We start from the raw sequence: 20,964 nt of genomic DNA on the forward strand, positions 1-20,964 counted from the left end.
CTATGGGTGGTGTAAAACTTCTTCCGCACTGGTTTTCTGCAGTGCGATGGCGAGCGTCTGACCCAGGCGCGTTTTGGTCTCTGGCGTCAGGCTTTCGGCCAGTTTTACTCTGTCTTTCGCAAACAGGTTAATCACCGTTGAACCCAGCTTAAAGCGGCCCATTTCCTGGCCCTTCAACAGCACCACCGATCCTTCAGCGTCGGCACCCGGCCAGCTCCAGCGCTTGATCACGCCTTCACGCGGTGGGGTGACCGTGCCAGCCCAGACGGTTTCGATGCTGCCAACGATAGTGGCACCGACAAGAATCTGCGCCATCGCGCCAAATTCGGTATCAAACAGGCAGATCACGCGCTCGTTACGGGCGAACAGGTTAGGGATGTTCTGTGCCGTCAGCGGGTTAACGGAATAGAGATCGCCAGGCACATAAATCATCTCGCGCAGGATGCCATTACACGGCATATGCACGCGGTGATAATCCCGTGGTGCCAGGTACGTGGTGATGAATTCACCATCCCGGAACAGGTCGGCCATGGCGGTATTTCCGGCCAGCAGCGCTTCCAGTGAGTAAGTGTGACCTTTCGCCTGGAAAATCTGATCGCCTTCGATATGACCTAACTGGCTCACCGCGCCATCGGCAGGCAGTACCAACAGGTTAGGATCGGTCTCAATCGGACGCGCTTCGTCACGCAATGGGCGCACGAAGAAGTCGTTGAAGGTGCGATAGCTCGCCGTATCTGATTTCTGCGCCTCTTTCATATCGACTTTATAGAACCAGACAAACGCATCGATAACCGCTTTAGTGAGCCAGCCCGCGCGCTTACCTGCGCCCCAGCCAGCCAGTTCAGTCAGGCCTTTTTTAGGCAAAATGTTATTCAGGCCGAGTTTAAAACGATCCAACACAGTAGCCTCCTGGCTTGATCAGACAAATAGAGAAACGGGGCGGATTGTAGCAGCGCCCTGGTGATTAGGCTATGGCGCCTGCCTGCGGTATGCAGGCAGGCCAGTATTAGTTACTGTTTTCTGAGAAAGATCGCCCGGTTTTCAACTGCATATCCTCCATGCTGTCCAGAATCCGGTGGTAGCTTTCAAAGCGGGCAGCATCGATCTTGCCGTTTTCGACTGCTTCACGCAGCGCACATCCCGGATCGTTGTCATGCTTACAGTCGCGGAATTTGCAGTGGCCCAGAAACTCACGGAATTCGACAAATCCACGGGTGATTTGTTCCGGCTCAAGATGCCATAAACCGAATTCCCTGACGCCAGGGGAGTCAATCACATCGCCGCCTTGCGGGAAGTGGTACAAACGGGAAGCGGTGGTGGTGTGCTGGCCGAGACCGGAGACGTCAGAGACATCGTTAGTCAGGATCTCATTGGCACCCAATTCCAGCCCCAGCAGGGTGTTCAGCAAGCTGGACTTGCCGACGCCCGACTGGCCCGCAAAGATGCTGATACGCCCAATCAGTGCGGCCTGCAGCTCTTCCAGACCGTTCTTTTGATGGCTGGAGACCATCAGCACGCGATAACCAATGCGGCGGTAAATATCCATTTGCTTATCAACAAACTTGCGGCCAGCATCATCCAGCAGGTCGGTTTTGTTCAGCACCAGTAAGGGCTCGACATCCAGCGTCTCGCTGGCGATCAAATAACGGTCGATAATATTCAGTGATAATTCGGGCAGGATCGCAGAAACAATCACGATCTGGTTGAGGTTGGCCGCAATCGGCTTCACGCCATCGTAAAAATCGGGGCGAGTCAGGACCGAGGTGCGTTCATGAACGGCCTCGACAATCCCTTTAACGGTGGCACTGCCTTCGACACCTGGACGCCACAGCACGCGGTCACCGGTGACCAGCGAGCGAATGGTGCGACGGATGTTACAGCGGTGCACTGAACCATCCGCATCTTCCACATCGGCGTGCATACCAAAACGGCTAATGACCACACCGTCCCGCGCGTCGCCAAACAGGCTGTCATCGGGCTCGGGTTTATCCGCGCGTTTAAGACGGCGGTCGTGGTTAGCGCTGACGCGACGTTGCTGACCTTTGGACAGTTTGTTTTTACTCACTCTTCCTCACACGGCTTGGCAGGCTTCGCCCTGACAGGGCAAAACGTTTATGATACACCCTAATGTTTGATGATATAAGCCACGGTGAGGATCCCTATGACCGCAAATGCCAGTAACCTGATTTGGATTGACTTAGAAATGACCGGGCTGGACCCGGAACAGGACCGCATTATTGAGATTGCGACCCTGGTGACCGACGCCGATCTGAATATTCTGGCGGAAGGGCCAGTCTTCGCGGTGCATCAGTCCGATGCGCAGCTGGCACTGATGGATGAGTGGAACGTGAATACGCACACCAACAGCGGCCTGGTCGAACGCGTGAAGGCCAGTCAGTATGACGATCGTGCGGCAGAACAGGCGACAATTGAGTTTCTGAAAAAGTGGGTGCCGGAAAACAGTTCGCCAATTTGTGGCAACAGCATCGGCCAGGATCGTCGATTCCTGTTCAAGTACATGCCTGAACTGGAAGCCTACTTCCACTATCGCTACCTGGACGTCAGCACGCTGAAAGAGCTGGCGCGCCGCTGGAAACCAGGCATTCTGCCGGGCTTTAAGAAGCAGGGCACGCATCAGGCAATGGATGATATCCGTGAATCGGTGGCGGAACTGGCGTATTACCGCGAGCATTTTATCCAGTTGTAAACCCTGCAACCTGTTGCTGCTGATTAAATTGCCACTTTGCCGATTTAATCAGCAATCAGACCGAAAGCAGAAAATTTTTGTATTTTCAGTCTTGCAGCAGGTCTGTTTTCTCGTATAATGCGCACCCCGTACCGAGAGAGTTTTTTACTCGTTACGCAGAGCGGGAATAGCTCAGTTGGTAGAGCACGACCTTGCCAAGGTCGGGGTCGCGAGTTCGAGTCTCGTTTCCCGCTCCAAAGTTTTTTGCAGTGATGTACCAGGTATCTTAAGCGGGAATAGCTCAGTTGGTAGAGCACGACCTTGCCAAGGTCGGGGTCGCGAGTTCGAGTCTCGTTTCCCGCTCCAAACGTTTTGCAGTCATATACCAAGTATCTTATGCGGGAATAGCTCAGTTGGTAGAGCACGACCTTGCCAAGGTCGGGGTCGCGAGTTCGAGTCTCGTTTCCCGCTCCAAATCTTCATTCTTCTCATTATATCCAGATGATGTTATCCACAGCGATAACCCAGCTGCGCTTCGTTGCATTTGCTCATCACAAAAAGTTCTTTAACAGAGTTATCCACAGGCGACGTATCTGTCATCAGTTGGTCATCTTTGCGCACGGTTGTTGAGAATTCGTGTAACTTACTGTTTTTACGCTTTATAATAATATTTCAAATTGTTATCTGGATCGCTTGTGCTTTCTGTGACTCTTGAATGACAACAACTTTTTATTTTTATGCACAGCGTGTGGAAAACCTTCTACGGCAGAAAATAATCGCGCATTGTTCACTTATGCATCGCGTGGTAACCCTTTTTCTACCGCTCTCACCAGCCGTTTCTGCTGTCCCTGAATTTCGACCGCATGTTCGCTGCGATTCGCCAGTTGGCGGGCCAGCGCCCAGTTGATATGTTCATCCAGCATCGCGTTCTCTCCCTGACGGGCTTCCAGTGCCGCCACATTGTCGGCCGACCACGGCGCATTGCCGAGGGCCACCGCCACATTGCGCAACCAGCGAAGATGACCAATACGGCGGATGGCGGAACCCTCGGTTACCCGTAAAAATTTGGCCTCATCCCAGGCAAATAGCTCGTTGAGCGGCGGGGCATGCAGCACCGCGCGGGGACTAAAATCATCTTCGTCAGTCAGCTGTCCATAGCGGTTCCACGGGCAAATCAGCTGACAGTCATCACAACCGTAAATCCTGTTACCGATCAGCGGCCTGAACTCTTCCGGGATCGCGCCCTCCAACTCGATGGTCAGATAAGAAATGCAGCGCCTGGCGTCGACCGTGTAGGGCTCGACAATGGCCCCGGTAGGGCAGATGGTCATGCAGGCTACGCAGCGGCCGCATTGTTCTTCCTGCGGTTGGTCGACGGGCAGCGGCAGATCAATCAGCAGTTCGCCCAGGAAAAACCACGAACCGGCCTCGCGGTTGAGGACCAGCGAATGCTTGCCCGTCCAGCCCAGCCCCGCTTTGACGGCAATGGGTCTTTCGAGGATCGGCGCAGAGTCGACAAACGGGCGAAACTGCACTTCTTCACAGCGCGCACGGATCAAGTCTCCGAGCTTTTTCAGGCGATTGCGCAATACTTTGTGGTAATCCCGCCCGAGGGCATAGCGACTGACATAACCCAGTTGGGGATTTTTTAAGGTGCTGGCGAAAGCCGCTTTGGCTGGAAGATAGTTCATCCGCACGCTGATCACCCTGAGCGTGCCGGGCAACAATTCATGGGGACGTGCGCGCATCATGCCATGACGTGCCATCCATTCCATCTCGCCATGGTATTGCTTGTCCAGCCAGGCCTGCAGGCGCGGTTCTTCCGCGCTTAAATCGGTATCGCAGATACCGACCTGTTGGAAGCCGAGTTCCTGCCCCCAGCGTTTGATATCGAGGGCAAGTTGATGGAGATCGAGAGGAAGCGACATGACAAACCTGAATAAACAAAGTAACCCCACCAGTTTACCCTATTCTGTCTGGCCTGTAGAGGCGATGGCGCGTCTGGAGCGTGAAGCGGCGGATGCGTCGGGCATCACGCTGTTTGAACTGATGCAGCGCGCGGGTGAAGCGGCATTTGCCCAACTCCGCGCGCTCTGGCCTGACGCGCAGCACTGGCTGATACTCTGCGGACACGGCAATAACGGCGGCGATGGGTTTATCGTCGCGCGGCTGGCGCAGTCGGCCGGGCTAACGGTGACGGTTATTGCCTGCGAAGGCAGCAAGCCGTTGCCCGAAGAAGCCGATCAGGCGCGTGATGCCTGGCTGGCGGCGGGTGGGGTGATCCACGATCCGTCTTATGTCTGGCCTGACGGTGTCGAGCTGATTGTTGATGCCCTGTTGGGCACCGGCCTGAACCGGGCCCCGAACGCGCCTTATGCCGATCTGATTGAGCAGGCAAACGGCCATGCGGCGCCGGTTTTTGCGGTCGATATCCCGTCTGGGTTAGTGGCCGCTAACGGTACAGCGCCAGGCGCCGTTATCGCCGCCAGCCACACGCTGACGTTTATTGCCTTGAAACCCGGCTTACTGACCGGTAAAGCCCGCGATTACACCGGCCAGCTGCATTTTCATGCCCTGAGCCTGGATGCCTGGCTGTCACAACAGCAGGCACCGATGGCCCGCTTTGATGCTTCTTCACTTTCTGGCTGGCTGAAACCGCGTAAACCCACCTCGCACAAAGGCGATCATGGCTCGCTGGCGATTATTGGCGGCGATCACGGCACCGCCGGGGCGATTCGTATGACCGGGGAGGCCGCACTGCGCGCCGGTGCTGGGTTAGTGCGAGTGCTTACTCACAAAGACAACATTACGCCGTTGCTGACCGCCAGACCCGAACTGATGGTGCAGGAGCTGAGCGACAAGGCCGTGGATCAGGCGCTGGAATGGGCGGATGTGATTGTCATCGGTCCGGGTCTCGGCCAGGGCGAATGGGGTAAAAAAGCGTTACAAAAGGTGGAAAACTCTCAGAAACCGATGCTTTGGGACGCAGATGCGCTTAACCTGCTGGCAATCAGTCCCGATAAACGTCAAAATCGGATCCTTACGCCTCACCCTGGCGAAGCGGCGCGTTTGCTGAACTGTAAGACCAGCGAAATTGAGAGTGACCGCTTACATTCAGCCAGAGAGTTGGTGAAACGCTACGGCGGCGTGGTGGTGCTGAAAGGCGCCGGCACAATTATCGCCAGCGAGGCAGGCGAAATGGCGTTTGCCGATGTCGGCAACGCAGGCATGGCGTCGGGCGGGATGGGCGATGTGCTTTCAGGGATCATCGGCAGTCTGTTAGGGCAAAAGCTCTCACTGTATGATGCCGCCTGTGCAGGATGCGTCGCGCATGGCGCAGCGGCTGAAGCCGTTTCAGCGCGCGTCGGTACGCGCGGCATGCTGGCTACCGATCTATTTTCCGAACTTTATCTGTTTGTTAATCCAGAGATCCTGAATAAAAAAGAATGAAGACCTGTGTAATTGCACTGTCCGACGAGGCAGCAACCCTCACTTTAGGTGCCAGCCTGGCACGCGCCTGTCATGGCGCGGCCATGATCTACCTGTTTGGCGATCTCGGCGCGGGAAAAACCACCTTCAGCCGCGGTTTCCTGCAGGCGTTGGGGCATCAGGGGAACGTTAAAAGCCCGACCTATACTCTGGTAGAACCTTACAGTCTGCCCGATCGCCAGGTCTATCATTTCGATCTTTACCGCCTTGCCGACCCCGAGGAACTCGAATTCATGGGGATCCGCGACTATTTTGGCGGTGACAGCGTGTGCCTGGTTGAGTGGCCACAACAAGGCGCGGGCTTCCTGCCCGTTCCGGACATTGAACTGCACCTGAGCTATCAGGGAACGGCGCGTCAGGCGGAGTTGAAAGCCTGCTCAGCGGCGGGAGAAATGATGATTCAGCAGGTCGCTATGGAAAAGGGTTGTTCATGAGGTTGCGCATGAAGTTTGGTTTGGTACTGGCACTTTTACTGACGACGTTTAGTTCGCTTGCAGCCAATTTATCCGACATTAAAGTCTCCAATGGTGATGATAAAGCTACCGTCACCCTCAGCTTTAACGGCCAGCCGGTGTATGGCTTTTTCCCGTTGCACAATCCCGATCGCGTGGTGCTGGATATTCGCCAGAGCGGCGTTATCAAAGGCCTGCCGTTAACGTTTAGCGGTGAAAATATCGTTAAGCGCATTCGCTCCAGCACGCCGAAAGACAAGCAAAGCATTCGTCTGGTGTTTGAGTTGACCCAGGCGAGCAAAACGCGGGCGGTCACCCAGCGCGAAGGTAACAATTACAATGTGGTCTTCACTATCGCCGGCACCCGTCCGGCCGCCACGGCTTCCCGCCGTCCGGCTGAGGTAAGCTCTGCCTCCAGCAGCGCGCCATCAACGCCCGTTGAGAATCCTTTTAAAGGCAATGCGGTGACCGCTGTCAGCAGCGGCAATGACGTTGTCAGACCGGGCAGAACGCCGGTGTCGGCCAACGAAGCGGTGATTGTGGCGATTGATGCCGGTCACGGCGGACAGGATCCCGGCGCGATTGGCGCGGGCGGTCTGAAAGAGAAGAACGTGACCATCGCCATCGCCCGTAAGCTGAAGGCGCTGCTGAATGCCGATCCGATGTTCAAAGGGGTGATGACCCGCGACGGGGATTACTTTATCTCCGTGATGGGCCGGTCCGATGTAGCGCGTAAGCAAAACGCCAACGTGCTGGTTTCCATCCACGCCGATGCGGCACCTAACCGCAGTGCGTCTGGCGCTTCCGTTTGGGTCCTGTCAAACCGCCGCGCTAACAGTGAAATGGCGGGCTGGCTGGAGCAGCACGAGAAACAGTCCGAGCTGCTGGGCGGCGCAGGGGATCTGCTGGCCAACAGTCAGGCCGATCCTTACCTCAGCCAGGCGGTGCTAGACTTGCAATTCGGTCACTCGCAACGCGTGGGTTATGATGTGGCAGTAAAAGTGATTGCGCAGCTTCAGCGTGTGGGTTCGCTGCACAAACGTCGGCCGGAACATGCCAGCCTGGGCGTTCTGCGCTCGCCGGATATTCCTTCCCTGCTGGTGGAAACCGGCTTCATCAGTAATCCTTCGGAGGAGCGACTGCTTGGCAGTAGCGCATACCAGCAGAAGATTGCCGAGTCGATTTATAAAGGACTTCGCAACTACTTCCTGGCGCATCCGCTGCAATCCATCCCAAAGGAGGAAAACCGTCCCTTGCAGTCCGCAGCGACGGTTAATGTTGAACCCAACCCGGCACCAGACACCACCCAATACACTGGGGCGATCCAGCGTCATGTGGTAAAACGGGGCGAGACAGCATCCGGTATTGCCGCCCGTTATGGCATCAGCATGGCAACCCTGCGGTCAATGAACACCCTGAAGAAAGATGTGGTCTGGGTTGGACAACGACTGAAGGTGCCGGCGGGCAGCCAGCCCGCCGCCGTGACTAAAGCCAAAACGCCGGTGCGCCACAAAGTGGTTCGCGGCGATTCTCTTACCGCGATTGCCGCCCATTACGGCGTCAGTCCAAAGGCCATTCAGCAGGCCAATAAGATGAAATCGCAAAACGTGATGCTGGGCCAGACCTTAACTATCCCGACTTCGTAACCAGATAAGGAATTGATATGCCGATTCAGGTGTTGCCTCCTCAGCTCGCTAACCAGATAGCTGCTGGTGAAGTGGTGGAGCGGCCAGCGTCGGTTGTCAAAGAACTGGTCGAGAATAGCCTGGACGCGGGCGCCACCCGGATCGATATCGAAATTGATAAAGGCGGCGCCAAACTGATCCGCATCCGCGATAACGGCAGCGGCATTGGGAAAGACGAACTGTCGATGGCGCTTGCCCGTCATGCGACCAGCAAAATCACCACGCTGGATGACCTTGAAGCGATCGTCAGCCTGGGCTTCCGTGGCGAAGCGCTGGCCAGTATCAGCTCGGTATCGCGACTGACGTTAACATCGCGTACGGAAGCACAGGCGGAAGCCTGGCAGGCCTATGCCGAAGGGCGGGATATGGCGGTAACGCTAAAACCGGCGGCCCATCCGGTAGGCACCACGCTGGAAGTGCTGGATCTGTTTTACAACACCCCGGCACGCCGCAAATTTATGCGCACCGAGAAAACCGAATTCACCCATATAGACGAAATCATCCGCCGTATCGCGCTGGCGCGTTTTGACGTGGCTTTTTCGCTGACCCATAACGGCAAACTGATGCGGCAGTATCGTGGCGTGGCGGATCACAGCCAGCGTGAACGTCGGCTTGGCGCAATTTGCGGCACCGCGTTCTTAAGCCATGCGCTGGCGATTGAGTGGCAGCACGGCGATCTGAGCCTGAAGGGCTGGGTTGCCGATCCGGTGGGCTCCAGAGCGATTACCGACCTGCAATACTGCTACGTCAATGGCCGCATGATGCGCGACCGGCTGATTAATCATGCCATTCGCCAGGCCTATCAGGACAAGCTGGGAGACAGCCATCAGCCGGCCTACGTCTTGTACCTGGAAATCGATCCCCATCAGGTCGACGTCAATGTCCATCCCGCCAAGCATGAAGTGCGCTTTCATCAGTCGCGCTTGGTACACGATTTTATCTATCAGGGTGTGGTCAGCGTTTTGCAGGAGGCCGGTGCCGAAACCCTGCCCGATGTGGAACCGGCGGCGCCCGCCGAACGCTGGCAGACAGAGAACCGCCAGGCTGCGGGTGGCAACCATTTTTCCACGCCCGCACCGTCTAAAATCCCGTCCGGGAAGTCACACACGGCAGGCCATTCGCCCGCGGTTTCGACCTCAGGCGGGGGAGAGCGTTCACCCGCCGGTGGGGGAGTCGGTGCAGGTTCAAGCCACTGGCAGCGACAGGAACCGATCTATCAGCCGCAGGAAGGCAAGGCCTATCAGCAGCTGATGCGCACCCCGGAGGTCCCTGTCGCCAGGGAACCTTCAAAACAGGGTGAACGCAGCACTGAGCTGCCGCTCAGCGGGCACAGCCAGAGCTTTGGCCGGGTACTGAGCGTGATACGGGACAATTTTGCCTTGGTTGAAGCGCAGGAGCGGCTGGCATTGATTAATTTGCCGGTAGCGGCGCATTGGCTGAAGCAGGCGCAGCTTGAACCTGGGGAAGAAGGGCTGAAACCTCAGCCGTTGTTGATCCCGGTTAGGGTAAAGATGGACAAGCCAGAGCGGGAAGCGATTACGCATCACGCCAGCTTATTGATCCAGATGGGAATTGAGCTGCAGGCGGATTCACACCATGTGACGTTGCGCGCGGTACCTTTACCATTACGCCAACAAAATTTACAAAACTTGATTCCAGAACTGTTAGGCTATCTCGCCCGGCAGCAGGATGTGTCCGCAACGCAGGTGGCGCAATGGTTAGCGCGTCATTCGGTAGTTGAACATCCGCACTGGAATCACTCGCAGGCGATTACGTTGCTGGCTGAAGTCGAACGGCTTTGCCCGCAGTTACTGAAATCGCCACCTTCTGGATTTTTACAGCACATCGATATTGAACAGGCGATGAACGCCCTGAAGCATGAGTGAGACATCCAAGGCTGGCCGGCCTAAGGCAATTTTTTTGATGGGGCCAACGGCTTCCGGTAAGACAGCACTGGCGATTGCATTACGTCAGGAACTGCCGGTTGAGTTGATTAGCGTAGATTCCGCCCTCATATATCGCGGTATGGATATTGGCACAGCCAAACCTTCCGCAGATGAGCTGGCATTGGCGCCCCATCGTTTACTGGACATTCGCGACCCCTCTGAAGCGTATTCTGCTGCAGAGTTCCGTCGGGATGCGCTGGCTGAAATGGCGGAGATAACCGAAAGCGGTCGTATCCCGTTGCTTGTTGGTGGCACCATGCTCTATTACAAGGCTTTGCTGGAAGGATTGTCGCCGTTGCCCCCGGCGGATCCGGAAGTGCGTCAGCGTATTGAGCAACAGGCGAGTGAACAGGGTTGGGATGCCCTTCACCGTCAATTATGTGAGATAGATCCCGTTGCAGGAAATCGTATTCATCCGAATGATCCCCAGAGACTCTCGCGAGCACTGGAAGTTTTTTTTATTTCGGGTAAAACTTTAACGGAACTGACTAAAACTTCTGGCGAAGCGCTGCCATACGATGTGACCCAGTTCGCGATTGCACCTCAGCACCGCGAAGTGATCCATCAACGGATAGAACTGCGCTTTCAACAGATGTTAGCCTCAGGGTTTGAAGCGGAGGCTCGGGCGTTATACGCACGAGAAGATTTGCATACGGACTTGCCTTCCATTCGTTGTGTCGGTTACCGCCAGATGTGGTCATATCTGGCGGGTGAGATCGATTACGATGACATGGTTTATCGGGGAATTTGCGCAACCCGGCAGCTGGCTAAGCGGCAAATAACGTGGTTACGCGGTTGGAAGGATGTTCACTGGCTGGATAGCGAACAACCTGACGCCGCGCGCGATACCCTGTTACAGGTTCTTAGTGCGAAGCCTGGGTGATTGTGTACAATTAGTGCAGTATCTTGCGCAAATTTTTACGCAGTATTTCAGAGCGTTCATGCTCTTAAGTAGTAAACAACAAGCATATAAGGAAAAGATAGAATGGCTAAGGGGCAATCATTGCAAGATCCGTTCTTGAACGCGCTGCGTCGTGAACGTGTTCCGGTTTCGATTTATTTGGTGAATGGTATCAAACTGCAGGGTCAGATCGAGTCGTTTGATCAATTTGTAATTCTATTGAAAAACACAGTTAGCCAGATGGTGTACAAGCACGCTATCTCGACTGTTGTTCCGTCCCGTCCGGTCTCCCACCACAGCAACAATGCGGGTGGCGGAAGCAGCAACTATCATCATGGCAGTAACCAGGGGGCGTCTACTCAGCCTCAGCAAGAGAGTGACGACACAGAGTAATCACTGCTCTTCCAAGACGGGGTTACCTGTTCACTCGGGTTCCCCGTCCTGGCAATTCGCCCGACCCACTCTTCGCCGAATGGCGAGAGTCGATTGCGCAAACTCGCCACCTGAGGATCTGTTGATCCCGGTGCGCATTGAGAATCTGATATTCACGCAGTATGGCCAAACGTGTTGCAGGTTTAATAAGGCTCTGAGAGGTTTTAAGTTTGTTTGACCGTTATGAAGCCGGTGAGCAGGCCGTTCTGGTACATATCTATTTTTCCCAAGAGCGGAATACGGAAGATTTGCAGGAATTCGAAACCCTGGTCTCTTCTGCGGGTGTTGAAGCGCTGAGTGTTGTCACCGGCAGCCGAAAATCTCCCCATCCAAAATATTTCGTCGGTGAAGGTAAGGCAGTTGAAATTGCAGAGGCGGTGAAAGCCAGCGGTGCGACGGTGGTGTTATTTGATCACGCCCTCAGCCCGGCCCAGGAACGAAACCTGGAAGCCCTTTGTGAATGCCGCGTCATCGACCGAACCGGCCTTATCCTTGATATTTTTGCCCAGCGCGCCCGTACCCATGAAGGTAAATTGCAGGTGGAGTTGGCACAGCTTCGCCATCTTGCCACGCGCCTCGTTCGTGGCTGGACGCACCTTGAGCGCCAGAAAGGCGGGATAGGTCTGCGCGGCCCGGGTGAAACGCAGCTGGAAACGGACCGTCGTTTACTGCGTAACCGTATTACGCTGATCCTCTCGCGTCTCGAGCGGGTAGCTAAACAACGTGAGCAAGGTCGTCAGGCGCGAAATAAAGCCGATGTACCGACCCTGTCGTTAGTGGGATATACCAACGCCGGTAAATCCACCTTATTTAACCGCGTGACGGCGGCTGAGGTTTATGTTGCTGACCAGCTGTTCGCCACGCTCGATCCGACATTACGTCGTATCGATGTTGCCGATGTGGGTGAAGTGGTGCTGGCGGATACCGTCGGCTTTATTCGTCATTTGCCGCACGATTTAGTCGCCGCATTTAAGGCCACATTACAAGAAACGCGTGAAGCAACGTTGCTGGTGCATGTTATTGATGCCGCAGATTTACGCGTCGATGAAAATATTAAAGCCGTTGAAGTGGTGCTGGAAGAAATTGAGTCAGACGAAATTCCCACGCTTCAGGTCATGAACAAGATCGATATGCTCGACGGTTTCGTTCCGCGTATCGATCGTGATGAAGAGAATAAGCCGGTGCGGGTGTGGGTTTCTGCCCAGACAGGGGAAGGGATCCCACTGCTATTCCAGGCGCTGACCGAGCGGCTGGCCGGTGAAATTGCGCAGTATGACTTGCGTCTGCCGCCTGAAGCCGGGCGGTTACGTAGCCGTTTTTATCAGCTTCAGGCGATAGAAAAAGAGTGGAACGAAGACGATGGTAGCGTAGGTTTACAGGTACGTATGCCGATCGTTGACTGGCGCCGTCTGTGCAAACAGGAGCCGGCGCTGGTGGATTACATTGTTTGACTGATTTTGCCTGACACGCGTATCCCGGCCTTGGGATACCACCGCACACACAATTATATGGAGTATAAACATGGCGTGGAATCAGCCCGGGAATAACGGACAGGACCGCGACCCGTGGGGAAGCAGCAATAATCAAGGCGGCAACTCTGGGGGAAACAAAGGAGGGCGCGATAAGGGGCCTCCTGATTTAGATGATATTTTTCGCAAGCTGAGCAAAAAGCTTGGCGGATTTGGCGGTGGTAACAAAAACGATAACAGCGGCGGGCAGCGTACGCCGGGTCGCGGTGGTCGTCTGGTCGGTATTGTCGTGGTTGCGGCGGTAGTGATTTGGGCCGGTAGCGGCTTCTACACCATCAAAGAAGCGGAACGCGGTGTGGTGACACGCTTCGGCAAATTCAGTCATCTGGTTGAGCCAGGCCTGAACTGGAAACCGACCTTTATCGATCAGGTTCGTGCGGTGAACGTTGAAGCCGTCCGTGAGCTGGCAGCCTCCGGCACCATGCTGACCTCTGACGAAAACGTCGTGCGCGTCGAAATGAACGTGCAGTATCGGGTCACTAACCCGGAACGTTACCTGTTTGCGGTCACCAGTGCGGATGACAGCCTGCGTCAGGCAACGGACAGTGCTTTGCGTGGCGTTATCGGCCGCTCAACCATGGACCGTATTCTGACTGAAGGGCGTACCGTGGTGCGTAGCGATACGCAGCGTGAGCTTGAAGAGACCATTCGTCCATACGATATGGGTATTACCCTGCTGGACGTGAACTTCCAGGCTGCGCGTCCGCCGGAAGAAGTGAAGGCCTCATTTGATGATGCCATCGCGGCACGTGAAAACCGTGAGCAGTACGTTCGTGAAGCGGAAGCCTATGCGAATGAAGTGCAGCCACGCGCCAACGGTCAGGCACAGCGTATTCTGGAAGAAGCGCGTGCTTACAAAACCCGTACCGTACTGGAAGCACAGGGTGAAGTGGAACGCTTTGCGAAACTTCTGCCTGAATACAAAGCGGCTCCAGAGATCACCCGCGAGCGTCTGTACATTGAAACCATGGAACGCGTGCTGAGCCATACCCGTAAGGTGTTGGTGAATGACAAGGGTAACAACCTGATGGTGTTGCCGTTGGATCAGATTATGCGCGGACAGGGCGGAGCATCGTCGAACGCAACCCAGGACAGCAGCAGCAACAGCCTGTTGCGCCTGCCACCGGCCAGCGGCAGCAATGACCGCGCCAGTAACGGTTCGACGTATAATCCGGACACCATCATGGATCAGCGCCGGGCGAATGCTCAGCGCAACGATACCCAGCGCGAAGGGAGAGAGTAAGCGATGCGTAAGCCATTAATCGTCGTATTGATTGTTGTGCTGGTGGTGCTGTACGCGTCACTGTTTGTGGTACAGGAAGGCCAGCGCGGCATCGTCATGCGCTTTGGTAAAGTCCTGCGTGATAGCGAAAACAAACCGCTGGTGTACGCACCAGGTCTGCACTTCAAGATCCCATTCCTGGAATCCGTGAAGTCGCTGGACGCCCGTATCCAGACCATGGATAACCAGGCCGACCGTTTCGTCACCAAAGAGAAGAAAGACCTGATCGTTGATTCCTATATCAAATGGCGCATCAGCGACTTCAGCCGTTACTATCTGGCCACCGGCGGCGGCGACGTCTCCCAGGCAGAAGTGCTGTTGAAACGTAAATTCAGTGACCGTTTGCGTTCTGAAATCGGTCGTCTGGACGTGAAGGACATCGTTACCGATTCTCGTGGCCGTCTGACCACCGATGTGCGTGATGCACTGAATACCGGTAGTGCAGGCCAGGACGATGAAATCGCCACGCCAGCAGCAGATGATGCGATTGCCTCAGCAGCCGCCCGTGTGGAGCGTGAAACGACCAGCAACGAACCGGCTATCAACCCGAACAGTATGGCGGCGTTAGGTATTCAGGTTGTTGATGTGCGTATCAAGCAGATCAACCTGCCTACCGAAGTGTCAGACGCAATCTACGCACGTATGCGTGCAGAGCGTGAGTCTGTCGCCCGTAGCCAGCGTTCACAGGGTCAGGAAGAAGCTGAGAAACTGCGTGCAACGGCGGATTACGAAGTGACGCGTACGCTGGCAGAAGCGCAGCGTACCGGCCTGATGACCCGCGGTGAAGGGGATGCAGAAGCAGCGAAACTGTTTGCTGATGCGTTTAGCCAGGATCCTGACTTCTACGCCTTTATCCGTAGCCTGCGTGCTTACGATAATAGCTTCAAGAGCAATCAGGATGTGATGGTGCTGAGCCCGGACAGTGATTTCTTCCGCTTTATGAAATCGCCTTCTAACGCCACCCGTTAAGAATCTGCTATAAAACGAGGGGCCGGATTATCCGGCCCCTTTTTTATTGTCTGTAGCGGAAAACATAATGAACCCAACCATTTGGATGGCGCTGGCGTTAGTGCTGGTTTTGGAAGGCCTGGGCCCGGTACTGCTGCCGCGCATGTGGCGGCGGATGATTTTATCGATGGCGCAATTGCCTGACACGCTGTTACGGCGTTTTGGTGGTGGCCTTGTGGTGGCCGGTGCGGTGATCTACTACATGATCAGTTCGCATAGCGGCGGGTGAAATCTGGGAAAAAAGTCCGCAATCGTATGCTAAAAGAGCTGAAAGACGGGTTTTACGGTGGTAGAATCCATTTTTAAGCAATCGGTGATTTTGAGAAATGGGTAAGAACGTCGTCGTACTGGGCACCCAATGGGGTGACGAAGGTAAAGGTAAGATTGTTGACCTCCTGACTGAACGTGCAAAATACGTTGTTCGTTATCAGGGCGGCCATAACGCTGGCCATACGCTAGTCATCAACGGTGAGAAAACCGTCCTCCATTTAATTCCATCAGGTATTCTGCGTGAAAACGTGACCAGCATCATCGGCAACGGTGTTGTGCTGTCTCCGGCTGCGCTGATGAAAGAGATGAAAGGTCTGGAAGATCGCGGCTTCCCGGTACGTGAACGTCTGTTTATTTCTGAAGCCTGCCCGCTGATCCTGGAATACCACGTTGCACTGGACGTGGCACGTGAGAAAGCGCGCGGTGCGAAAGCCATCGGCACCACCGGTCGCGGTATTGGCCCGGCTTACGAAGATAAAGTGGCCCGTCGTGGTCTGCGTGTGGGTGACCTGTTCAACAAGGAAACCTTCGCCGCTAAGCTGAAAGACGTGATGGAATATCACAACTTCCAGCTGGTGAACTACTACAAAGAAGACGCCGTCGACTACGACAAAGTGTTGAGCGATACGCTGGCGATTGCCGACATCCTGACCGGCATGGTTGTGGACGTTTCTGAACTGCTGGACGGTGCGCGTAAGCGTGGCGACCTGATCATGTTTGAAGGTGCGCAGGGTACGTTGCTGGACATCGACCACGGCACCTATCCGTACGTGACTTCGTCCAACACCACCGCAGGTGGCGTGGCAACAGGTTCCGGCATCGGTCCACGTTATGTGGATTACGTGCTGGGCATTGTAAAAGCCTACTCAACCCGCGTTGGCGCAGGTCCATTCCCGACTGAGCTGTTCGACGAAACCGGCGAGTTCCTGTGCAAGCAGGGTAACGAATTCGGTGCCACAACGGGCCGTCGTCGCCGTACCGGTTGGCTGGATGCGGTTGCCGTGCGTCGTGCCGTACAGATTAACTCCCTTTCTGGCTTCTGCATGACCAAACTGGACGTGCTGGATGGCCTGAAAGAAGTGAAAATCTGTGTCGCTTACCGTATGCCGGATGGCCGCGAAGTGACCACCACGCCGCTGGCAGCAGAAGGCTGGGAAGGCATCGAGCCAATCTACGAAAGCATGCCTGGCTGGTCTGAGACCACTTTCGGCGTGAAAACGCTGGATGGCCTGCCACAGGCCGCGCTTGACTACATCAAGCGTGTAGAAGAAGTAACTGGCGTACCGATAGATATCATCTCTACCGGCCCGGATCGTAGCGAGACAATGATCCTGCGCGACCCGTTTGACGCATAAGTTATCTGAGGCCGGGCAATGCCCGGCCTTACTCTATCCGCCTGCGCTTCCCACCTTGTTTTCTCTTTATCAACGCTTGCTTAAATAAAATGGCCTCGAATACGCAGGCTGGTTTATCATCATTGATAACACACTCATTTATGAGCGGATTACGGCAGCGCTTCTGGCAGTCGGTCGAGCTTTCGAGGTTACTGTGCAGCTAACAAGTTTCACCGATTATGGTTTACGTGCGCTGATCTACCTGGCCGCCTTACCGGCAGGCCAGATGGCCAGCATTACCGAAGTAACAGAGGCTTACGGTGTCTCGCGTAATCATATGGTCAAAATCATCAATCAACTTAGTCGGGCAGGTTACGTCGCCGCGGTGCGCGGAAAGAACGGCGGGATCCGTTTAGGCAAGCCAGCGTCAGAGATTGTGATTGGCCAGGTCGTTCGGGAAATGGAGCCGCTACAGTTGGTGAATTGCCAACCCTGTCTCATTAGTCCGGCCTGTCGCCTTAAGAAGGCGCTCTATGATGCGGTCCAGAGTTTTCTGGCCGTTTTGGATGGCTATACCCTGGCAGATCTGCTGGAAGACAACCATCCGCTCTACAAATTATTGCTGGTTGAACAACCTTCACTCAGCAGTTGATGACAACGGAGGAACCGCTATGTCAAAAGATCCATTTAAGGAACGGGAAGCAGAAAAATATGACAATCCCATTCCAAGTCGCGAGTTTATTTTAGCCCATCTGGATAAACGCGAAAAACCGGCCAGCCGTGAAGAGCTGGCAGCCGAACTGTCAATTTCAGACGAAGAGCAGACCGAAGCGCTGCGCCGCCGTCTGCGGGCGATGGAACGTGATGGCCAGCTGGTCTTCACCCGTCGCCAGTGCTATGCCCTGCCAGAACGCCTGGACCTGCTGCGCGGAAAGGTGATCGGCCACCGCGATGGCTTCGGCTTCCTGCGTATTGAAGGCAGCAAAGACGACCTGTACCTGTCTGCCGATCAGATGAAAATGTGCATGCACGGCGACATCATCCTGGCGCAGGCGATGGGCGCAGACCGTAAAGGTCGCCGCGAAGCCCGTGTCGTCCGGGTGCTTGAGCCACGTAACAACCAGATCGTCGGTCGCTACTTCACCGAAGCCGGCGTCGGCTTTGTGGTGCCTGATGACAGCCGTCTGAGCTTCGATATCCTGATCCCACCAGAAGATCTGATGGGTGCCCGCATGGGCTTTGTGGTGGTCGTGGAGCTGGTTCAGCGTCCAACCCGCCGCAGCAAAGCCGTGGGTAAAGTGGTCGAAGTGCTGGGCGATAACATGGGCACCGGCATGGCCGTGGAAATGGCGCTGCGTACTCATGACATTCCTCACTCCTGGTCACCGGAGCTGGAACAGCAGATTTCGAAGCTGAAAGAAGAAGTGCCGGAAGAAGCCAAAGCCGGACGTGTGGATCTGCGCGATCTGCCGCTGGTCACCATTGATGGTGAAGATGCGCGTGACTTCGATGACGCCGTTTTCTGTGAAAGAAAACGTGGCGGCGGCTGGCGTCTGTGGGTGGCGATTGCCGATGTGAGCTATTACGTTCGCCCTGGTACGCCGCTGGATGACGAAGCGGTTAACCGCGGGACATCGGTCTACTTCCCTTCGCAGGTTGTACCGATGCTGCCGGAAGTGCTCTCTAACGGCCTGTGTTCTCTGAACCCGCAGGTAGACCGTCTGTGTATGGTCTGTGAGATGACCATCTCCTCAACCGGTAAGCTGACGGGCTATAAGCACTACGAAGCGGTAATGAACTCGTGGGCGCGTCTGACCTATAACAAAGTGTGGAGCATTCTGCAGGGCAACCAGGAGCTGCGTGAACAATACCAGCCGCTGGTCAAAGACCTGGAAGAGCTGCACCGCATGTATCTGGTGCTGGAAAAGTCGCGCGAACAGCGTGGCGGTATCTCCTTCGAAACTGACGAAGCCAAATTTGTCTTCAATGCCGATCGCCGCATTGAACGCGTTGAGCAGGTTTCCCGCAACGATGCGCACAAGCTGATTGAAGAGTGCATGATCCTCGCGAACATCGCCTCTGCCCGCTACGTTGAGAAAAACAACGAGCCAGCCCTGTTCCGTGACCATGACCGTCCTGGTGAAGAGAACATCAAGAGCTTCCGCTCGGTGCTGAACGAGCTGGGCCTGACGCTTGGTGGCGGCAACAAACCGCATCCACTGGATTACGCCGAGCTGCTTAAGCAACTCTCCAGCCGTCCGGATGCAGAAATGCTGCAAACCATGCTGCTGCGCTCGATGAAGCAGGCGGTTTACGACCCGGAAAACCGTGGCCACTTTGGTCTGGCTCTGGCGTCGTATGCGCACTTCACGTCGCCTATCCGTCGTTACCCGGATCTGCTGCTGCACCGTGCGATTAAGTACCTGCTGGCGAAAGAGAACGGCACGCTGGCGGAAGGCAGTATCACTACGCCAACCGGCGGCTACCACTACGAAATGCCGCAGATGCTGCAACTGGGCCAGCACTGCTCAATGACGGAACGTCGTGCCGATGAAGCCACGCGTGATGTTGCCGACTGGCTGAAATGCGACTTTATGCAGGATCAGGTGGGTGAAACCTTTACCGGTGTGATCTCCAGCGTCACCGGCTTTGGCTTCTTTGTCCGCCTGACCGATCTGTTTATCGATGGCCTGGTGCATGTCTCCACCCTCGACAACGATTACTACCGTTTCGATGCGGTGGGTCAGCGTCTGATCGGCGAATCCGGCGGCAAAGCCTATCGCCTTGGCGATACCGTAGAAGTGCGGGTTGAAGCGGTACACATGGATGAGCGGAAAATTGATTTCGCGATGATTTCCAGCAGCCGTAAACCGCGTGGCGAAGGCAAAACCGAGCGCGATCGCGCCAAGAAACCTGCCTCGCAGAATAGCGGCAAGCGCCGTCGCGACCAGGGCAAAAAAGGCACCTTTGAGCCGGACACTTCTTTCCGTGCGCCGAAGAGCCAGGAAACCGCGGCTACAGCCGATGCGGGTGCCAAAAAAGACAAAAAGCCGAGAAAACCGTCAGACAAAACGCGTAAAATCGCGTCCGGAACCCGGTCACGTCGTGCGGCGAAGAAAAAGACTGACAATCCGGCATAAGCGATTATCCGGCATCGCAGTCATGGCCTAACAAGATTAATTGAGTAACAGATTAATGAGTGAAATTGTATTTGGTATTCACGCCGTAAAGGCGCTGCTCGACAGCAGTCCTCAGCGCTTTCAGGAAGTGTTTATCCTCAAAGGGCGTGATGACAAGCGCCTGCAACCGCTGATCAAAGAGCTGGAAGCCCAGGGCATTGTGGTGCAGATCGCTAACCGTCAGTGGCTGGACAGCCAGGTCGAAGGCGGCGTGCATCAGGGGATCGTGGCGCGGGTGAAGCCTGGCCGTCAGTATCAGGAAAGCGACCTGCCCGATCTGCTGGAAAGCCTGGACTCGCCGTTCCTGCTGATCCTTGATGGCATTACCGATCCGCATAACCTCGGTGCCTGCCTGCGCAGCGCCGATGCGGCGGGCGTTCACGCGGTGATTGTTCCGCGCGATCGTTCTGCCCAGCTGAATGCCACCGTCAAAAAAGTGGCAAGCGGCGCGGCAGAGCATGTTCCGCTGATCACCGTGACGAACCTGGCCCGCACCATGCGCGTTCTGCAGGATGCTAACGTGTGGATTGTCGGTACCGCCGGTGAAGCCGATCACAATCTGTACCAGAGCAAAATGACCGGCCCGATGGCGCTGGTGATGGGTGCAGAAGGTGAGGGCATGCGTCGCCTGACCCGCGAGCACTGCGATGAGCTGATCAGCATTCCGATGTCTGGCAGCGTGTCGTCGCTGAACGTTTCTGTGGCAACCGGCGTCTGCCTGTTCGAAGCGGTGCGTCAGCGCAGCAGTAAGTAATCTCTCCGGGGCGTGAC

The 20,964-nt window shown here is 55.6% G+C and carries 18 protein-coding genes and 3 tRNA genes; 18 read left to right on the forward strand and 3 right to left on the reverse strand.

Features of this window, described 5'->3' with window-relative positions; translation table 11 throughout:
- Both asd and rsgA read right to left on the reverse strand, forming a co-directional pair.
- Positions 1 to 900 carry an archaetidylserine decarboxylase gene (gene asd, locus E2F51_RS09475; RefSeq protein WP_013200480.1) on the reverse strand — a complete coding sequence of 300 codons (900 nt, stop codon included), beginning with the start codon at positions 898 to 900 and terminating at the stop codon, positions 1 to 3.
- Between the two features lie 106 nt (positions 901 to 1,006).
- Positions 1,007 to 2,065, reverse strand: a complete 1,059-nt coding sequence (gene rsgA, locus E2F51_RS09480) for a small ribosomal subunit biogenesis GTPase RsgA (RefSeq protein WP_134823307.1) — start codon at positions 2,063 to 2,065, stop codon at positions 1,007 to 1,009.
- 96 nt (positions 2,066 to 2,161) lie between these two features.
- Here rsgA and orn point away from each other — a divergent pair, with 96 nt between their 5' ends.
- The 4 genes from orn to E2F51_RS09500 all read left to right on the forward strand — a co-directional run bounded on the left by orn (position 2,162) and on the right by E2F51_RS09500 (position 3,160).
- Entirely contained in the window at positions 2,162 to 2,707 is a 546-nt protein-coding gene (gene orn / locus E2F51_RS09485) for an oligoribonuclease (RefSeq protein ID WP_013200482.1), read from the forward strand.
- 160 nt (positions 2,708 to 2,867) lie between these two features.
- Positions 2,868 to 2,943: transfer RNA gene (locus E2F51_RS09490), tRNA-Gly, on the forward strand.
- 33 nt (positions 2,944 to 2,976) lie between these two features.
- Positions 2,977 to 3,052 (forward strand) — tRNA-Gly (locus E2F51_RS09495).
- 32 nt (positions 3,053 to 3,084) lie between these two features.
- Positions 3,085 to 3,160, forward strand: a tRNA-Gly gene (locus E2F51_RS09500).
- A 317-nt stretch (positions 3,161 to 3,477) separates the two neighbouring features.
- Here E2F51_RS09500 and queG read toward each other — a convergent pair.
- Positions 3,478 to 4,614 carry a tRNA epoxyqueuosine(34) reductase QueG gene (gene queG, locus E2F51_RS09505; protein WP_013200483.1) on the reverse strand — a complete coding sequence of 379 codons (1,137 nt, stop codon included), beginning with the start codon at positions 4,612 to 4,614 and terminating at the stop codon, positions 3,478 to 3,480.
- Between queG and nnr the strand changes: the two genes are divergently transcribed.
- The 14 genes from nnr to rlmB all read left to right on the forward strand — a co-directional run bounded on the left by nnr (position 4,613) and on the right by rlmB (position 20,947).
- Positions 4,613 to 6,136, forward strand: coding sequence for a bifunctional ADP-dependent NAD(P)H-hydrate dehydratase/NAD(P)H-hydrate epimerase (nnr, locus tag E2F51_RS09510; protein ID WP_134823308.1), 1,524 nt, complete (start codon positions 4,613 to 4,615; stop codon positions 6,134 to 6,136). The two genes, queG and nnr, sit on opposite strands and share 2 nt — an antisense overlap.
- Positions 6,133 to 6,609 carry a tRNA (adenosine(37)-N6)-threonylcarbamoyltransferase complex ATPase subunit type 1 TsaE gene (gene tsaE, locus E2F51_RS09515; protein ID WP_013200485.1) on the forward strand — a complete coding sequence of 159 codons (477 nt, stop codon included), beginning with the start codon at positions 6,133 to 6,135 and terminating at the stop codon, positions 6,607 to 6,609. Before nnr ends, tsaE begins: the two co-directional genes overlap by 4 nt.
- A gap of 8 nt (positions 6,610 to 6,617) precedes the next feature.
- The gene (gene amiB / locus E2F51_RS09520) at positions 6,618 to 8,273 is read left to right on the forward strand and encodes an N-acetylmuramoyl-L-alanine amidase AmiB (protein ID WP_134823309.1); all 1,656 of its coding nucleotides are present in this window, start codon (positions 6,618 to 6,620) and stop codon (positions 8,271 to 8,273) included.
- 17 nt (positions 8,274 to 8,290) lie between these two features.
- Entirely contained in the window at positions 8,291 to 10,198 is a 1,908-nt protein-coding gene (gene mutL / locus E2F51_RS09525; protein ID WP_134823310.1) for a DNA mismatch repair endonuclease MutL, read from the forward strand.
- Positions 10,191 to 11,141 (forward strand): tRNA (adenosine(37)-N6)-dimethylallyltransferase MiaA, encoded by a 951-nt coding sequence (gene miaA, locus E2F51_RS09530; protein WP_013200488.1) that lies wholly within the window; start codon positions 10,191 to 10,193, stop codon positions 11,139 to 11,141. Before mutL ends, miaA begins: the two co-directional genes overlap by 8 nt.
- A 102-nt stretch (positions 11,142 to 11,243) precedes the next feature.
- The gene (gene hfq / locus E2F51_RS09535) at positions 11,244 to 11,552 is read left to right on the forward strand and encodes an RNA chaperone Hfq (RefSeq protein WP_013200489.1); all 309 of its coding nucleotides are present in this window, start codon (positions 11,244 to 11,246) and stop codon (positions 11,550 to 11,552) included.
- 209 nt (positions 11,553 to 11,761) lie between these two features.
- Entirely contained in the window at positions 11,762 to 13,042 is a 1,281-nt protein-coding gene (gene hflX, locus E2F51_RS09540; RefSeq protein WP_013200490.1) for a ribosome rescue GTPase HflX, read from the forward strand.
- 70 nt (positions 13,043 to 13,112) lie between these two features.
- A complete protein-coding gene (gene hflK / locus E2F51_RS09545; RefSeq protein WP_134823311.1) occupies positions 13,113 to 14,363 on the forward strand; it encodes an FtsH protease activity modulator HflK in 1,251 nt (416 codons plus the stop codon).
- 3 nt (positions 14,364 to 14,366) lie between these two features.
- Positions 14,367 to 15,371 (forward strand): protease modulator HflC, encoded by a 1,005-nt coding sequence (gene hflC / locus E2F51_RS09550; RefSeq protein ID WP_013200492.1) that lies wholly within the window; start codon positions 14,367 to 14,369, stop codon positions 15,369 to 15,371.
- 67 nt (positions 15,372 to 15,438) lie between these two features.
- On the forward strand, positions 15,439 to 15,639 hold the full coding sequence (locus tag E2F51_RS09555; RefSeq protein WP_013200493.1) for a DUF2065 domain-containing protein: 201 nt from the start codon (positions 15,439 to 15,441) through the stop codon (positions 15,637 to 15,639).
- A gap of 97 nt (positions 15,640 to 15,736) precedes the next feature.
- On the forward strand, positions 15,737 to 17,035 hold the full coding sequence (locus E2F51_RS09560; RefSeq protein WP_013200494.1) for an adenylosuccinate synthase: 1,299 nt from the start codon (positions 15,737 to 15,739) through the stop codon (positions 17,033 to 17,035).
- A gap of 193 nt (positions 17,036 to 17,228) precedes the next feature.
- Positions 17,229 to 17,666, forward strand: a complete 438-nt coding sequence (gene nsrR, locus E2F51_RS09565; RefSeq protein ID WP_013200495.1) for a nitric oxide-sensing transcriptional repressor NsrR — start codon at positions 17,229 to 17,231, stop codon at positions 17,664 to 17,666.
- Positions 17,667 to 17,685: 19 nt separating this feature from the next.
- Positions 17,686 to 20,154 carry a ribonuclease R gene (gene rnr, locus E2F51_RS09570; RefSeq protein ID WP_134823312.1) on the forward strand — a complete coding sequence of 823 codons (2,469 nt, stop codon included), beginning with the start codon at positions 17,686 to 17,688 and terminating at the stop codon, positions 20,152 to 20,154.
- 55 nt (positions 20,155 to 20,209) lie between these two features.
- Positions 20,210 to 20,947 carry a 23S rRNA (guanosine(2251)-2'-O)-methyltransferase RlmB gene (gene rlmB / locus E2F51_RS09575; protein ID WP_134823313.1) on the forward strand — a complete coding sequence of 246 codons (738 nt, stop codon included), beginning with the start codon at positions 20,210 to 20,212 and terminating at the stop codon, positions 20,945 to 20,947.
- Positions 20,948 to 20,964 lie beyond the last annotated feature (17 nt).

Origin of the sequence: Erwinia sp. QL-Z3, assembly GCF_004551645.1 — a bacterium.
GTDB lineage: Bacteria > Pseudomonadota > Gammaproteobacteria > Enterobacterales > Enterobacteriaceae > Erwinia > Erwinia billingiae.

What these genes read in the sequence shown, in the direction of transcription:
- rnr (WP_134823312.1), top strand. Translation starts at nt 17,686, where the DNA reads ATGTCAAAAGATCCATTTAAGGAACGGGAAGCAGAAAAATATGACAAT.
- mutL (WP_134823310.1), top strand. Translation starts at nt 8,291, where the DNA reads ATGCCGATTCAGGTGTTGCCTCCTCAGCTCGCTAACCAGATAGCTGCT.
- queG (WP_013200483.1), bottom strand. Translation starts at nt 4,614, where the DNA reads ATGTCGCTTCCTCTCGATCTCCATCAACTTGCCCTCGATATCAAACGC.
- nnr (WP_134823308.1), top strand. Translation starts at nt 4,613, where the DNA reads ATGACAAACCTGAATAAACAAAGTAACCCCACCAGTTTACCCTATTCT.
- rlmB (WP_134823313.1), top strand. Translation starts at nt 20,210, where the DNA reads ATGAGTGAAATTGTATTTGGTATTCACGCCGTAAAGGCGCTGCTCGAC.
- E2F51_RS09560 (WP_013200494.1), top strand. Translation starts at nt 15,737, where the DNA reads ATGGGTAAGAACGTCGTCGTACTGGGCACCCAATGGGGTGACGAAGGT.
- hflK (WP_134823311.1), top strand. Translation starts at nt 13,113, where the DNA reads ATGGCGTGGAATCAGCCCGGGAATAACGGACAGGACCGCGACCCGTGG.
- hflC (WP_013200492.1), top strand. Translation starts at nt 14,367, where the DNA reads ATGCGTAAGCCATTAATCGTCGTATTGATTGTTGTGCTGGTGGTGCTG.
- E2F51_RS09555 (WP_013200493.1), top strand. Translation starts at nt 15,439, where the DNA reads ATGAACCCAACCATTTGGATGGCGCTGGCGTTAGTGCTGGTTTTGGAA.
- miaA (WP_013200488.1), top strand. Translation starts at nt 10,191, where the DNA reads ATGAGTGAGACATCCAAGGCTGGCCGGCCTAAGGCAATTTTTTTGATG.
- hfq (WP_013200489.1), top strand. Translation starts at nt 11,244, where the DNA reads ATGGCTAAGGGGCAATCATTGCAAGATCCGTTCTTGAACGCGCTGCGT.
- orn (WP_013200482.1), top strand. Translation starts at nt 2,162, where the DNA reads ATGACCGCAAATGCCAGTAACCTGATTTGGATTGACTTAGAAATGACC.
- tsaE (WP_013200485.1), top strand. Translation starts at nt 6,133, where the DNA reads ATGAAGACCTGTGTAATTGCACTGTCCGACGAGGCAGCAACCCTCACT.
- amiB (WP_134823309.1), top strand. Translation starts at nt 6,618, where the DNA reads ATGAAGTTTGGTTTGGTACTGGCACTTTTACTGACGACGTTTAGTTCG.